The 15,014-nt window shown below is 42.6% G+C and carries 14 protein-coding genes and 1 tRNA gene; 7 read left to right on the top strand and 8 right to left on the bottom strand.

Features of this window, described 5'->3' with window-relative positions:
- Positions 1-62: 62 nt before the first annotated feature.
- The 5 genes from L4D78_RS02210 to L4D78_RS02190 all read left to right on the top strand — a co-directional run bounded on the left by L4D78_RS02210 (position 63) and on the right by L4D78_RS02190 (position 7,503).
- Complete coding sequence (locus L4D78_RS02210; protein WP_428465424.1) at positions 63-1,388, top strand: outer membrane protein transport protein; 1,326 nt, start codon at positions 63-65, stop codon at positions 1,386-1,388.
- A gap of 271 nt (positions 1,389-1,659) precedes the next feature.
- Complete coding sequence (locus L4D78_RS02205; RefSeq protein ID WP_428465413.1) at positions 1,660-2,487, top strand: pirin family protein; 828 nt, start codon at positions 1,660-1,662, stop codon at positions 2,485-2,487.
- A gap of 447 nt (positions 2,488-2,934) precedes the next feature.
- Entirely contained in the window at positions 2,935-4,929 is a 1,995-nt protein-coding gene (locus tag L4D78_RS02200; protein ID WP_428465412.1) for a TonB-dependent receptor plug domain-containing protein, read from the top strand.
- Complete coding sequence (locus tag L4D78_RS02195; protein ID WP_428465411.1) at positions 4,917-5,510, top strand: YfiR family protein; 594 nt, start codon at positions 4,917-4,919, stop codon at positions 5,508-5,510. Before L4D78_RS02200 ends, L4D78_RS02195 begins: the two co-directional genes overlap by 13 nt.
- Positions 5,503-7,503, top strand: coding sequence for a sensor domain-containing diguanylate cyclase (locus tag L4D78_RS02190; protein ID WP_428465410.1), 2,001 nt, complete (start codon positions 5,503-5,505; stop codon positions 7,501-7,503). The genes L4D78_RS02195 and L4D78_RS02190 overlap by 8 nt, the downstream gene beginning before the upstream one ends.
- A 216-nt stretch (positions 7,504-7,719) precedes the next feature.
- Here the strand turns inward: L4D78_RS02190 and L4D78_RS02185 are convergent, their stop codons facing one another.
- Complete coding sequence (locus L4D78_RS02185; protein WP_428465409.1) at positions 7,720-8,196, bottom strand: DUF2947 domain-containing protein; 477 nt, start codon at positions 8,194-8,196, stop codon at positions 7,720-7,722.
- 212 nt (positions 8,197-8,408) lie between these two features.
- A complete protein-coding gene (locus tag L4D78_RS02180) occupies positions 8,409-8,627 on the bottom strand; it encodes a hypothetical protein (protein ID WP_428457093.1) in 219 nt (72 codons plus the stop codon).
- A 344-nt stretch (positions 8,628-8,971) separates the two neighbouring features.
- On the opposite strand from L4D78_RS02180, the gene L4D78_RS02175 reads away from it, so the two are divergent.
- Complete coding sequence (locus tag L4D78_RS02175; RefSeq protein ID WP_428465408.1) at positions 8,972-10,516, top strand: long-chain-fatty-acid--CoA ligase; 1,545 nt, start codon at positions 8,972-8,974, stop codon at positions 10,514-10,516.
- Between the two features lie 308 nt (positions 10,517-10,824).
- Positions 10,825-11,340, top strand: coding sequence for a DUF3108 domain-containing protein (locus L4D78_RS02170; RefSeq protein ID WP_489686018.1), 516 nt, complete (start codon positions 10,825-10,827; stop codon positions 11,338-11,340).
- A gap of 39 nt (positions 11,341-11,379) precedes the next feature.
- Here the strand turns inward: L4D78_RS02170 and L4D78_RS02165 are convergent, their stop codons facing one another.
- The 6 genes from L4D78_RS02165 to L4D78_RS02140 all read right to left on the bottom strand — a co-directional run bounded on the left by L4D78_RS02165 (position 11,380) and on the right by L4D78_RS02140 (position 15,005).
- Entirely contained in the window at positions 11,380-11,631 is a 252-nt protein-coding gene (locus tag L4D78_RS02165; RefSeq protein ID WP_428457090.1) for a hypothetical protein, read from the bottom strand.
- A 7-nt stretch (positions 11,632-11,638) separates the two neighbouring features.
- Positions 11,639-12,196, bottom strand: a complete 558-nt coding sequence (locus L4D78_RS02160) for a gamma-glutamylcyclotransferase family protein (RefSeq protein WP_428465406.1) — start codon at positions 12,194-12,196, stop codon at positions 11,639-11,641.
- A gap of 33 nt (positions 12,197-12,229) precedes the next feature.
- The gene (locus tag L4D78_RS02155) at positions 12,230-13,177 is read right to left on the bottom strand and encodes a 5-oxoprolinase subunit C family protein (RefSeq protein WP_428465405.1); all 948 of its coding nucleotides are present in this window, start codon (positions 13,175-13,177) and stop codon (positions 12,230-12,232) included.
- Positions 13,159-13,872: a 5-oxoprolinase subunit PxpB gene (pxpB, locus tag L4D78_RS02150; protein ID WP_428465404.1), complete on the bottom strand. Its 714-nt coding sequence runs from the start codon at positions 13,870-13,872 to the stop codon at positions 13,159-13,161. Before pxpB ends, L4D78_RS02155 begins: the two co-directional genes overlap by 19 nt.
- Positions 13,869-14,609: a 5-oxoprolinase subunit PxpA gene (locus L4D78_RS02145; RefSeq protein ID WP_428465403.1), complete on the bottom strand. Its 741-nt coding sequence runs from the start codon at positions 14,607-14,609 to the stop codon at positions 13,869-13,871. The genes pxpB and L4D78_RS02145 overlap by 4 nt, the downstream gene beginning before the upstream one ends.
- A 320-nt stretch (positions 14,610-14,929) precedes the next feature.
- A tRNA-Gly gene (locus L4D78_RS02140) sits at positions 14,930-15,005 on the bottom strand.
- Positions 15,006-15,014: the final 9 nt, after the last annotated feature.

The raw sequence follows: 15,014 nt of genomic DNA, 5'->3' as shown, positions 1-15,014 counted from the left end.
GTTTGTATATATATTAACAATAGAATCCCCCGAAAAATTAGCAGCTATGACTGCCTCGATTAATAATCACAAACAATATAAGTATAATTATGTTCAAGAAGCGTCTTTTATCTTGTGCTGTAGTTTCGGCTATGGCTCTTTCATCTACCTCCACAATAGCCGCTGGTTTTCAGCTAAACGCACAATCCGCTACAGGCCTTGGCCGTGCTTTTGCCGGTGATGCCGTTATCGCCGATAATGCATCAGCCATGGCACGTAACCCTGCCACTATGGCAATGTTTAAAGAAACCAGCATGTCATTGGGTTTCACCGTTATTGATACCGATGTACGTATCAAAGACGGTACCTACAACCAAATGCAACTCTTTCATGGCGTCCCTACAGGAGATACCAATGAGTTTGATATTTCAGGTACTAATGGCCTAGGTAGCTCCGCTGTTGTTCCTAATTTCTATTTAATTGTGCCTGTTAACGACCAATGGGCATGGGGTGTCTCTGCCTACTCTAACTTTGGTACGGGTACTGAATTTAAAGATGACTTTGCAGCGTCTGTTTTTGGTGGTACTACCGACATTAAAAGCATGAATTTAGGTGCAAGTGTTTCTTACCGTTTGAACGAGCAATGGAGTTTTGGTGCTGGTCTGGATCTGATCTACGGCATGGGCAAACTGAAGCGCGATATCGACTTCGAAAATTGCAAATTAGTCGGATTTCCACCGAAACGTGAATGCAATGACGAAAAATTCAATGCCCTTGACGTTGACGCATCAGGTTTCGCCGTTGGCGGTAATGTCGGTGTTGTTTATGAAGTAAATGAAAACCACCGCTTTGGTTTGTCATACCGTTACAGCCCAACAGTAACCGCAAAAGGCGATGTAGATACCATTGCTGGCAATACCGACAAAATGGATATGCCACTGCCAGACATGGCTGAGTTTTCTGGTTACCACCGCCTTGCCGACAAATTTGCAGCTCACTATAGTGTGCAGTGGGTTCAATGGAGCGCCTTCGATTCACTACAGATCGCTGGTATTGAAAAAGAATACGCATGGAAAGATGCTGGGCATATTTCTGTCGGTGGTACCTATTACCTGAATAACGACTGGACACTACGCGCTGGTTACATGTATGACGTAGCAGCGACCGATGAAGTGAAGTCTATTTCAATTCCAGATTCAGATCGCCAATGGCTATCTGCAGGCTTTACTTACCACATTGACTCGCGTTCGAATATCGACTTTGGTGCCACGTACCTAGTTGGTAAAGATACCCAAGTTGATGAGTTCATGGGTATTGAAATTGGCGATACGCAAATTGGTACAAGCGTATCAGCAACCACTCGCGCAGATGCGATTCTTGTTGGCCTACAATACAGCCGTACATTCTAAGTCGGACCGTTACGGTTACGGTTACGGTTACGGTTACGGTTACGGTTACGATAAGGCGATTTAAAGCCTCGCGAAAAGCAGAAGTCCATTATTCACTTAAAGACTTCTGCTTTTTTATTAACTAATTCCTCTTTTACAGCCCTTTCTCTTTATTCGCATTGGTGAAACGCCGCTCTTAGGTCTAAGATTTAATTCAAGTATTAGAAAATATTTTGACTAACTTAATAGTCATTCTTGCCTTTATATCTATCATGATTGTCGGTGGCTCGTCATGAGAAAAACAAGAACAGTTAATAAGATTCGGTTTGGGAAAAAAAATGGTCTGCTAACAGCATTCATTGATAATACTGAGCGTGAATCACTCGATCCGTTTGTATTGTGGGATCACTTTGAAGCCAAAGCAGTCGTGACTTCTGCGGGGCTTGATTATCATGGTCACTCCGGTATCGATGCCATCAGCTACCCTGTTACCGGCTCACTCAGTCATCATGACTCTGCTGGAAGCCACACGACATTAGCAAGTGGTGATATAAATATCATGACCTCTGGTAATGGCGTTATTCATAAAGACACCATGAAGCCGCGAGATGGACGAGTAGAATCATTCAGCCTATGGACTGCTCTCCCTGCGGGAGAATCTGAAATGGCAAATGCCTCAAGCCATAATATTCTCTCGCAGCAGTTACCACTTGTTGAAGAAAATGACTCAACCACCAAGGTGATCATTGGTCAATATAAAAGTACTTTCAGCCCTGCAAGCTACAGTATTCCTATTACCTATCTCGACATTATGATTTCACCCTATGGGGTATGGCATTTTGTGCCAGACGAGCAGCAAACCGTCGGTTTTATCTATTTACGTTCAGGCAGCGTGTATATCAGTGGCAGTCAGCTACATCATCACCAAATGGCCACATTACATAAATCGACCCTTCCTATCGAAATTCGTACTGGCAAAATTGCTGCACGCTTATTTGTTATCTTAGGCAAGCCGCTAGAACAACCTTTCTATTCTTCAACCCAGTCGGTACATTCCTCACCCGACAATTTGTCAAAAGCGACACAAAATATAGGGACACTACTCGCTGAAATAAAGTGATATTGGTTCCAGCTTTAAAATCAACGTGATACTTCTCACATTTTAAACAATCCATTTTTTTGACACTAAAACACACCAATAGAGCATTTTTGCGTCACTACCGACCCATTTGAGCAATATAAAATCTGCTTTTAGAACAAATTGATTCTTAGTGTCATTTTTTTGCTCACCAAGAACTAAGGTCTATATGAATAGATATGTATTATACGCCACAAGCATCGCTAAGGGGTATAAATCACTACATTAAGAAACCCACGCTAATAAACTGAATATAAATGCTTTTTCATATTTTTGATATTATATAAACCATTGGATCACTATCGGTTTGTATTGGCTATGGCATTCTCTTTTTATCATCAGAAAACATATTTATTCAAACCATCACGACTTGCGTTTATATGCCTGCTTCCCGCAATAACAATACCCGTTAATGCCAGTGAGCTTGATATGTTAATGGCTATGAGTTTAGAGGAGCTCACAACGGCAGAGGTAAAAGTAACTTCTGCGGCGAAAAAGAACCAAAGCATTGATGAAACGCCCGCCGCTGTTTATATCATTAGCCATGCACAGATAAAACGCAGTGCCGTTCGCTCAGTTGCTGAAGCACTTGCCCTTGCACCCGGCGTACAAGTAACAAAAATTTCAGAATTTAATTGGCAGGTATCATTACGAGGCCTTAATGAAGTCTTGTATAACAAACTGTTAATTATGATTGATGGACGTAGTGTATACAGTCCACTCATGTCAGGGACTTTTTGGCATACCATTGATACTGTTTTCGAAGACATTGATCGTATCGAAGTCATTCGCGGTACAACTGGCACAATGTGGGGGGGGAACGCTGCCAATGGCATTGTGAATATCATCACTAAAAGCAGCCAAGACACCCTTGGCCATTACGGGGAAATATCTGCAGGCGAACGCCATTACCAAAATATAAATTACCGCTATGGTCGCGCTTTAAATAATGATTTAACCGCACGTTTCTATATCAAAGGTACGAAAGGCGATTATTATCTCGAAAATAACGATACTTGGCGCAACCTTTCAGGCGGAATGCGTGCCGACTATGACAATAATAATCGACAAATCACCATCCAAACGGGTGGGTTTCAAACTAAATCAGTACATGATTGGTACTATGCTAATTTTACTAATGATCCCAGCCAAATTTTCACTGACACGGAACTGAATGTCTATTCTCGAGGTGGTTTTGTCAGTTTAGATTGGTATGAACAACGTGAGAATGCCAACTACGAATTACATACATGGGTCGATGCAAACTCGACTAATGAACCGTCGGCAAAAGGTGAGTTTTATACCTTTGATATTGATTTACTCACTCACCGCCGATTAGCTAATAATCATGAGCTCACTCTAGGTGGTGGCATTCGTGCTATTCATCGACGCACAGAGCCTTATCCTGACAGTCCTTACCAACACGTTGAGCCCTGGGGACGATACAGCCTCGACCCAAAAGGCACCGATACAATACTCAATGTGTATGCCCAATTAGAATCACGATTAACTGAGCAAGTCACCGTTACTCTGGGCACCAAAGTTGAACACTTTTCATTAAACGATACCACTGAAATTCAGCCTCAAGCGAGGATGCTTTATAAGCACAATAATGATCATCGCTTTTGGGCTGGAGTCGGCCGCGCCGTTGTTACTCCTTCATTTGTGGCAACCAAAACTGACGGTTATTTATCGGGAGCTGTTTGTCTAGACGAACAATGCGAGAATACACGCCCGCTAATTAAGTATATTTCGGCGAATGATGATTTAAACAATGAATCAGTCGTCACTGTCGACGTAGGCCACCGCTTCACAGTGAGTCATGCACTCGATATTGATAGTACGCTATTCTACAGTGAATATAGAAACTTACGTATGGAAGACCAAAGCCAGTGGCATTGTGCCTTTGGAGAGTGTAGCAATGGCGACAACCTGCCTTATGAGATGTTTATTTTAACTGAAACATATTCCGATAACCTTGAAGCTAATAGTTATGGTTTCGAAACAGCTATTCGTTGGACACCTTTTTCATCGCTAGAAATCAATACTAGTTATAGCTATATCCAAACAAAAGCATCTTGCGACGGTGCTACCCAGTGTAATGACAATGCCGAAAGCGGGTACAAGGTAAAATATAACCACCAGCCAGCCCACTTCGTTTCAATTCAAACATTATGGGACATAACAACAGCTTGGCAACTTGATTTATGGTACAAACACAAAAGCGCGGTTTCTTCAAACCATGTCACTTACCAAGCGCCTTCTATCAGTACTCTGGATATTCGCCTTGCTTGGCAAGAATACCCAACATGGCCAAAGGTCGAGTTAGTGGTTGATGCGTTAGGTAAGTCAGCCTATGAAGATTTACCTTATAAGGCCAAAATTGAAGAAAGCGCCTTTTTACGAGCATCATGGAACTGGTAATAATGATAAAAATGGCTATCACCTCACGGCACTTAGTCAATCTAGCAATGTGCTTTACATTGCTAGCACTGAGTATTGCCGCCAAAGCCAGTGCCAATGCGTCACAAAGCTATTCTGCACATAAGATAAAAACGGTATACGTCTACCGCCTTGCCAATTTTATCCGCTGGCCATCTCCTCAACCACAGCCTTTACGCTACTGCGTTTTAGGACGTAATAGTATTACGGTTACGCTTGATACTTTTTTTTCCAATTCAGAAATCAGTTCTCCACTCGTGCACATGGCTGATCTCACTGCAGCCAGCCAACAATGCGACGTACTTTATATTACAGAGCAAAAACTCAATATCCTTCAAGCTATACCACAATACCCTAACCTACTGACCATTAGTGATAGCCCTCAGTTTTTGGAGCGCGGTGGTATGATAGAGCTTCGCACATATAGCAGCCAAATAAAGCCAGTCCTAGCACTTACGCACCTTGAGCGTTCTAACCTCACGGTGAGTTCCCAACTACTTCGCATTGCCATTATTCACGAGCGACAGAAGCCTGATAATGACAGGGGAGGAAACCATGAATAGGTGGATTGAAAAACTCAGTTTAAACCAGCGATTATCCATTCCTATAATGAGTTTTATTCTGGTCGTTTTTTTCACGTTTCAAATTCTCAGCTACCAACGTTACTTAGAAGTCGAGCAAGATAACTTAGTTAGCCGTACCAATATTTTAGCAAGTGGGGTGGGCATAAACCTAACAGCGCCTGTGCTCTTTAACGATATTGTCTCAGCGCATGAGATTTTATCCGCTTTCAAAGCCGACCGCCTCATTGCACAAGTACGCCTAGAAAGACCCGATGATAGTTTGTTTGCGCAATATGAGAATGCATCAATTGAATTCATTCCTCCAACTGCTAGCCAACAGCAACTTAGCATCCAAAATGGACACCATTTTGGGACCGAGATGCTCTACATCATTGTGCCAATATTGTTAGACGGTGAGAACATTGCTCATATGCACATCGCCGTTTCGCTACATGAACTACAATCGCTGCGTATCTCTCACCTCAAGGTCAGTCTCTTTTTATTGCTGCTACTTTTCGGTGTCGCAACCTATATAATCAATCGCCTTCAGCTTTGGGTGGTTAATCCGATCACCCAAATAAATAAGGCAATTAAACGCCTTATCGTTGGTGATGAACACCAGCCTTTGCCACAAAGCCACTATACCAATGACGAGCTGAGTTCGTTGGTACGAGGCTTCAACCAAATGGTTGATAAAATTAGCTATCGAGATTGTAAAATACGTGAAGCGATGGCTGATATTGCCGAAGAGAAAGCATTTGCCGATGAAGTCATTGAAACAGTACGTCATGCACTCATTGTCGTAAACCACCGCGGTTATATTACGCTGGTCAATCAAGCTTGCCGCAATGTCTTTGATATCCCACTACACCAGCTATCGGGGAAGCTCTTCATCGATATCATTGCCCCAACCGATAAGAATGCTAGTACATCAATACTGAATGATGCGCTTTCTTCAGGCTCTATCATTGACCATCTGACCATTAAAAGCTTAACCGGCACGGGAGAAACCAAAGTCTACAGTGTGTTCAGCCGTCCATTAAACCAACGCCATCAAACCCTCTTTGCTATAGAAGATATTACAATTCGGGATCAAGCGGAAAAGCAGCAAAAATTAGCCGCTAAAATATTCGACAACAGTCAAGATGCCATTTTACTTTTTGATAAAGATGGCTACATTTCAATGGTTAACGCTACATTTCAAGAGCTTACAGGATATAAGGAGGCTGACATCCTCGGTCAGCACTTCAAGATACTGGTTAACGATGAGTATCAACAAGCTGAACAAACCATTAGTCTAAGCTTAAAAAGTGCGAATCAATGGCAAGGTGAGGTCAACACCCGAACAATCAATAATGAGATCCTTCCTTTATTCGTCCGAGTTAACCGAATACAAGATTCATACAGCCAAGAGCAACAAACTGTTGTTATTGCCTCAGATCTGCGCTCGTTAAAAGAAATGCAGCGCCTAGAACACCTAGCGACTCATGATTCACTTACCAACTTACCGAATCGGGCTAAATTGCATCAAACGCTACACCAGTACTTAATTCAACAGAAAATAACCCCGCAAATCTCTGCGGTGCTGTTTATCGATTTAGATGGCTTTAAAAACGTCAATGACACTTACGGGCATGCAGCTGGCGATCAGGTACTGACCATCATTGCAGAAAAACTGAAGCGTACAGTAAAGAAATCAGATTTTGTTTCGCGCTTGGCGGGTGATGAATTTGTCATCTTACTCACCCCTATAGAAAGTGAAGGGGCAGTAAAAAAAACCTGTACCCGGTTATTTAATCGTATTGCTGAAGAGATTCATTTGGGAAAAGTCAGCTTATCGATAAGTGCAAGTATCGGCTGCTATTACGTACAACCACAAGATGAACAAAATGAAGACGACATCTTACGCCGAGCAGACAAAGCAATGTATGAAGCAAAATTAATGGGAAAGGGTCAAGTTATTGAATATAACAAGATAAGTAAGAAGTATTAATACCAATCTGGATAAGTAATTAATCTAAGTATTACGCAGGAAAAATTGTTGTTATCAAGGCAGAGATTGCAGTAACTAGTGGTTCTAATTACCAAATCTCTAACGTAGAGAGCAACGGTTTTAACCAGTAAGACTGATCAAGTACTTATGTAGGTTGGTATAAGTACCAGCCAGAAACCACTGACTGGTATTCATTATCACATAATTCGCGATGTATTAGTCACCACGTAGTGCACATTTGAATGTGCCTTTAGAACTAAACCAAACGGCTTGTTTTTTCTTACGTCCAAGGAGTATTGGGCCATCATCAAAAAACAGGAAGTTCTTCCAATTGCGCTTGAATACGTTCCACTTTGTTTCAATCACATTGTATTTTTCGTAGCAGAAGAAAACGGTGGTGTTATCTTCCCACTCAAGAAATTCAAGTAGCTCTTCAGGTAGCTCCGGTTCATCGCTATCCCATGCATCTTGCCAATCATGAGCCTCTGACCAAATTTTGCTATCAAACGCCCAATCACCCTTTTCAAAATGATCCGCATCAGGGCTGTGAGCACTGATATGATCACGCCAAATCTGTGCAGAACGGGCTTGGGTAAAAGGTTTGATCAAGGCTAAATCAGTGGCTTCTACAGGCATTGAAGCGTGGGTGAAAATCCACTTGCGGGAATAGCTATCTAACTCTACGTAATTCATGCGTCGACCTAAAAGTTACAGACGAGAGGAATGTACCTGAGTCGATCACATTTATCCAGCGGCTTATGCAACGTAATCCTCGTAAGATCACCTATAACAGAACAATTCAGGCAGTCTCTCAGAGTGGAAACTGCGATAAAACGTATGCTGTCACAGGTGACATTCACTATCAAAATACTACTATGCTAGTAATGACATTTTTTACTGTGATGCTATTTCTTCGCGTCCCATAGGTTACTCACCCATCCACCGACACTATCATCATAATGACAACCACTATAATGCTTTTCAACAACTTCGGTATTCTGCTGGCTTGAATTTAATAAATCAGATATGTGGCAAGCCATCGGGTCACCTTGCGATTGTAACTGCTTACGTACCGCAACCTCTTTGATGACTTGTAAACGATAGGTTGAATTCATTTTTTTCATTTTCCACACCTCTGTCAGTTAAACCCAACTAAAAATAGAAGTGGACATTAAAATCGTCAAATAAACGACATCAAATCTTCATCTCTCTGCTGTAAGCGGTAAGTGTAAATTAAGCAATTAATTCAGTTAGTTAGAAAACACAGTTAAGAGTCGAAACCTATAAACACATTCATTAACCACGTAACCAATTGAATTGACTACCCTTTCATTGTAATAAAAAATTCGTTTTTTCTTACAAAAACAAGCCTCTTCGCAAGTTATAGAATAAATTCAAGTGATTTTTTCACATCAACAGCCTAGCTATATTAGAATATCCGAGCCATTCACCACCTTATCAATACTCTATGTATAATTTAGCTACGAACCTTGAACGTAATGCCGCTTTTCGATCTAACGATATCGCCCTTATTTTTGGTGAACAAAAAATAAGCTACCAAGCACTGAACACAATGGTTAACCAAGTCGCCAACCACTTAGTTCAGCTCGGTATTAAGCCTGATGATAAGGTTGCAATTTCTTGCCCAAATACACCAGACTTCGTGATCGGTTATTACGCGATTCAAAAAGTCGGTGCAGTAACAGTACCGCTGAATGTCATGTTAAAAGGCTCAGAGGTTGCTTATCACCTCGATGATTCTGATGCTGTCGCACTGATCAGCTTTGAAGGCAATAGCGCCCTACCTTGTGGTCAGTATTGCTTTGATGGCTTCCAGCAGACACCTAGCTGTAAACACTTTATAACGATTGAAGCGAATACGGAGCAAGTGCTCCCTGATGGCGCGCACCGTTTCAATCAATGGTTGCAATCGGACTTAACCGAATTTGATGCACAATACCGACGTGCCGAAGACACCTGCGTCATTTTATATACATCAGGGACAACAGGTAGAGCTAAAGGGGCCGAGCTCAGCCAAAGTAACATGTTATGTAATGCCCAAGCCTGCCAAGCGCTTACCAACCAAAAGGGTACTGATGTAAGTATGGCGATTTTGCCTCTCTTCCATACTTTCGGCCAGTCACTGATCATGAATACCTCTATCCTAGCGGGTAGTACATTAGTACTTGTACCTCGCTTTGTGCCCAAAACGGTTATGCAGTTAATGCAAACACATAAAGTCACCCATATCGCGGGTGTACCCACCATGTTTATGGGCTTACTTACCTTTGTCGAAAAACATGGTGACAATTATGTTGCTGACATTGCAAGTACGCTCAAGGTCGCCATTTCAGGTGGGGCATCGATGCCTGTCGAGATCCTTAAGCAGTTTGAAGCAAAATTAAATGTACCCGTTATAGAAGGTTACGGCCTTTCTGAGTCTTCGCCTGTTGCTGCATTTAACCATTTAGAATATGAACGTAAGCCAGGTAGTATCGGCCAACCATTACCTGGTGTAGCCATGAAAGTTGTCGACGACCAAGGTAACGAGGTTACTTCAGGTAAGGAAGGCGAGTTGCTAATTCGTGGCCATAACGTGATGAAAGGCTATTACAAAAAGCCAGAAGAAACCGCGAAAACCGTCGTTGATGGCTGGCTCCATACTGGCGATATCGTACGTATGGATGAGCAAGGCTATGTTTATGTTGTCGATCGACTTAAAGAAGTCATTATTCGTGGTGGGTTTAATATCTACCCTCGAGATATCGAAGAAACCTTCATGGGTCACCCTGATGTTCAGATGATTGCGGTCATCGGTATCGAGCATAAAACGTATGGCGAAGAAGCAAAAGCGTTCATCATTCTCAAAGAAGGTTCGACTGTATCTGCTAAAACATTGGTTCACTGGGGTAAAGAACGCTTAGCTGATTACAAATACCCTCGCCACATTGAATTAATGACTGAGTTACCAATGACTGCTACAGGTAAAATACTAAAACGCCTACTAAAATAGTCGTCCTAAATTGGCACAATAAAGCCTGCCCTGCTATTTTTGATCAAAGCTGTGAAGTATTTTGAATCGGAGGTAGAGTGCAGGCTTATTCCTTTCTATATCCATGTTTTATCGTTTTAGTTTTCCTCATCTCGAGTTTCTACTCAGCGACCGCTAGTACTGCGCCTTCCCTTACCTTTCACCAATGCTCAAAAACATTTTCCTATAATCTCTTTTTTAATAACCTAAAAGTCGGCCAACTAAGCCGTTCATTAAAATGGCAGGATACAAACGCCACGGTTCTTTCATACAGCAACATCGACGTTTTAATGACGAAGACAAAGTTTAAGCAAAGCAGCCAATTGTATTGGTCTGAGCTTCATAATTCTTTTTTATCAAAAGGATTCAAGCGAGAAGTATCAGGGTTACTCGCAGGTAAAACGCAAGCAAGTTTTGCCTCTGATGGGAAAGCATCGTCTGTGACTATTAACGGTGAAACGGCAACATTCACAAGCCAGGACCTCCCTCTACTCGACACCGATGCCATTGGCAGCCAAATGCGGCTCGCACTCATTGAAGGTAAAAAAGAGTTCAACTACAAACTGCAAGATACTGATGACGTCAATCACTACTATTTTCAGGTTATGGGCACTGAAAAAATCAACAGCAACTTTGGCAAAATTAATACAATTAGAGTCGAACAAGTACGGAAAAGTGACCGAAAATTGGTCATGTGGTTTTCGCCAGACATTGACTATCAGCTGGTCAGGGCAACCTATAAGCGTAAAATACTTAATTTAAAAGCCGTGTTGTTTAGCAAAAAAATCCAATGCCCTCAGTCATAACGCATGCTTCTTAAAGCCCTTCAAGAATAAAGGCCACTTTTATTTCATTGTCACCTTGCCACCGATCATTTTGAATGCAGGGGCACCACGAACTAACGTATCGCGAGCAAATACCTTCTGGCATTGCGGGCAGGTTCCTGCATCAGTTGTAAAATCTTTCACTATGCGTTCTTTGAAGCACTTTACCAACGCCCCTTTTCCGCCCTTGCGGTATTTATAGAGTGGTGTTTTACAACCCGCACAATAGACATCAACCGTTTTGGTTGGCCCTTTCTTATTCGGTTTAGCCATTGTTCTCTTATTTAGTCCTAACAGTTGCTAGCAGTTGATCGATTTGATCTAGGTGTCTTTCTTCTACACCTGCATGATTACCATACTTAGGCTGATGGCGGTCATTTTCCAAGGGATAATGCCACCCTTGAGTTGTTTGAACAAATGTTTTTGCGAAGGTCTCTGAGATAGACAAACATCCAGCTAACACGGTATCGACATAGGTTTGCATGATCGGCTGCACTTCACATGGCGGTTCATGCTGGGGCCTAACATACACCCAAATCGGTTGATGTTTATCGATTTCATTTGATGTAATAATTTGGTTGGGTTCAAGCTCAATACGTTGATAGCCACGCTCTCGTTGATCAAAGCATTGCAACGCCTCATCATTCACCCGCATCAATACCCCATTACACTCACCAGCCCCCACCATAGCAACCAATGGTGAAATGCTATAGCGACTGTCTATTTTACCCCAATAACGCTCAATCCCCTTTACCGTCACGGCGACCGCCTCACTTGTTTGCCCTGTACGTGTTCTCGAGTAATGATTAATTAAGCTACCGTAGCCGAATATATACATAGTGCTCCTTTTGCATCAAAAAGTAATAGGCCGCTAAAACTGCAAACCAAAAAATCTTGAGAATACCAACCACTCTTCTGTCGCTTCAGACAATGATGTTGGTTTAAAGTGAACCTCAGTGTATGGCCTTGCTTGTGCCAACTTTGGAATATCAACACAGGCGACACACCCTAATTTTGGATAACCACCAAGCGTCTGTCGGTCATTCAGTAACACAATTGGCTGGCCATTAGGTGGGATCTGAATAGCTCCAAGCGCTATCCCCTCTGAAACAATACCATTATTCATATCCGCCGTTATTGCTCTCCCATCGAGTCGACACCCCATCCGATCAGTTTCTTGGCTAACAGTATAGGCACTATGATAAAAGGCCTCTTTTTCACTATCAGCAAAGGCTGCATGCTGATAAGACTCTACAACTCTAAGTGTGATGGGATTGCCGTAATCCGGCACGAAACGAGAAGCAACCTGCTGCCCTTCATTACGTCCAATCTCATTAAAATCTGCCACCGCATTTAACGGTAAGCTATCCCCTTTCATTAACGGCCGACCTTTTTTCAACCCGCCTAGTTGATTTCGCGACACCGCTGAACAACTGCCTAAAACAACGGGAATGTTAAAGCCGCCACTGACGGCTAAATACGCCCTTAGCCCCTCTCGCGCGAAACCAAAAGATAACACCTGCCCTTTATTTAGAGTAAACCGTTGCCAGTTGTTAACCACAGTACCATCAACGGTTGCTGACATATCGGCACCCGTAATCACCACGCAGCACCGCGATGTCGCTTTAAATGACGCCTTACCCAGCGTGATCTCAATCAGTGGAGTATTTGCATCATTCCCAACCAGATAATTAGCCCAGCAATAAGCATGTAAATCGACAGGCCCTCCCTGACTTAACCCTTGCGAGCCAACGCCAAATCGCCCGAGATCTTGTATCAGGCTAAGCATACCTGCATGGATCACTTCCAATGTGGCCATATCTCACCTCCTTGTTCCAAAAACGCTTTACGCGATATTGGACTAAAGCGCACTTGGTCGCCAACCATAAAAGGTGACATGGGTGTTTTATTAGGATTAAACAGTTCCGATGGGCAATTGCCAATAATTTGCCATCCTCCCGGTGAGTCTGCGGGATAGACCGCTGTTTGAGAATTTGCAATTCCAACACTGCCTGCAGGTACTTTCTTTCTTGGGGCATGGTGCCGAGGAGTGGCAATCGTCTCATCAACTGATGCTAAAAAAGCAAAACCAGGTGCAAAGCCAATAGCGCACACCGTATAAAGCTGCTCACTATGCAGTGCAACCACTTGGTCGAGGCTTAACTGTTTATCTTTCGCGATCGCCTTTAAATCAGGGCCAACCTCTGTCGAATAATAAACAGGTAACTCAATCACTTTTGAATGATTTGATTGCGTTAGGTTTAACGGCTGGGTTTCACGATTAGCCTGCTCATATTGCAATACTGCAGCTTGTAGTTGCCCGAATGAAATTTGCTGTGGCCGGAATTGAATAAGTACGGAAGTGTATGAAGGTATGACTTCAACAATGGCATTAGCCTTTAGCGTCCATAAGTAGTCAACTAACAGGCTAATTTTCGGTGTTAATGCAACGTCGATTTGGTTACCTAGGTAAACTATCGCATTGTTTTCTGAAACATGTTCGATCTTCATCATCGCTGGAGATCCTCATATAACGATTTTACAACCGCAATAGATTGTTCATTGTCACCATGAACACATACAGTATCCGCTTGGAGCAATAATTTAGTGCCCGACGCCGTCGTGATAAACCCTGCTGAAAGTTCGGCAACTTGCTGTCGGATCCTCTGGCTATCATGGTATACCGCACCTGATTCACTTCTAGCCACCAATAACCCCGTATCATCATATGCACGGTCAGCGAACGCTTCGAACAATAGCTCTACATTATATTTTGCGGCTAAATCGCGATACGCTGTATTGTCTGCTCTTGCTAACACCATCAGCTTTAACGGCTTTTCAAATGATGGATTCAGTCTTGATATGGATTCAACAATCGCGATGAATACCCTCTCCTCAGCCATCATATCGTTATACAGTGCCCCATGAGGTTTAACATAGGTCATCACAACATCATGAAATTGGCAGATCGCGTTAAGTGCCCCTATTTGATAAGCAATTAAATATGAAATCGCTACCGATGAGTGTGGAATAGAGCGGCGACCAAAACCTTGTTTATCGTTGTAGCCAGGATGTGCTCCAATTTCAACCTTATGTTTTTTGGCTAAGCTAACGGTTTCTGACATATGATCAGGGTCTGAAGCATGAAACCCACAGGCAATATTTGCCATATCTACCCATGGCATAACGGCTTCATCATTACCCATTTTCCAACAACCAAAGCTTTCGCCCATATCACAGTTTAATTTCATCGCTATCCCTGCTACACAAAATTTAACAATCGAGTAATCTTAACCACTTTATAAAGAAAATCATGTGTTATCAATGGCCCAAATGACGTTGAACACCCTACTCTTGCATTAGAGACTCAGCCGCATACGGTCTCGCATTCGAACAATATAATAGAGGATTTTATTTAGGTGCGGGTTTTGGCAAAACCACTAACGAAGAAGACCATTTGGCATGATCGGTTTATCTGCATTGAACTTGATGGGTTGGGTATCAAAGATTGTAATTTTGTTGATGACTAAACGTAAAAAAGCCCCGACATTTCTATCGGGGCTTTCTTATTTGGAGCGACACACGAGGCTCGAACTCGTGACCTCAACCTTGGCAAGGTTGCGCTCTACCAGCTGAGCTAGTGTCGCATGCTGATA

This window comes from Photobacterium minamisatsumaniensis (assembly GCF_050336695.1).
Classification (GTDB): Bacteria; Pseudomonadota; Gammaproteobacteria; order Enterobacterales; family Vibrionaceae; genus Photobacterium; species Photobacterium minamisatsumaniensis.
This window is presented reverse-complemented; position numbering and strand designations above follow the sequence as displayed.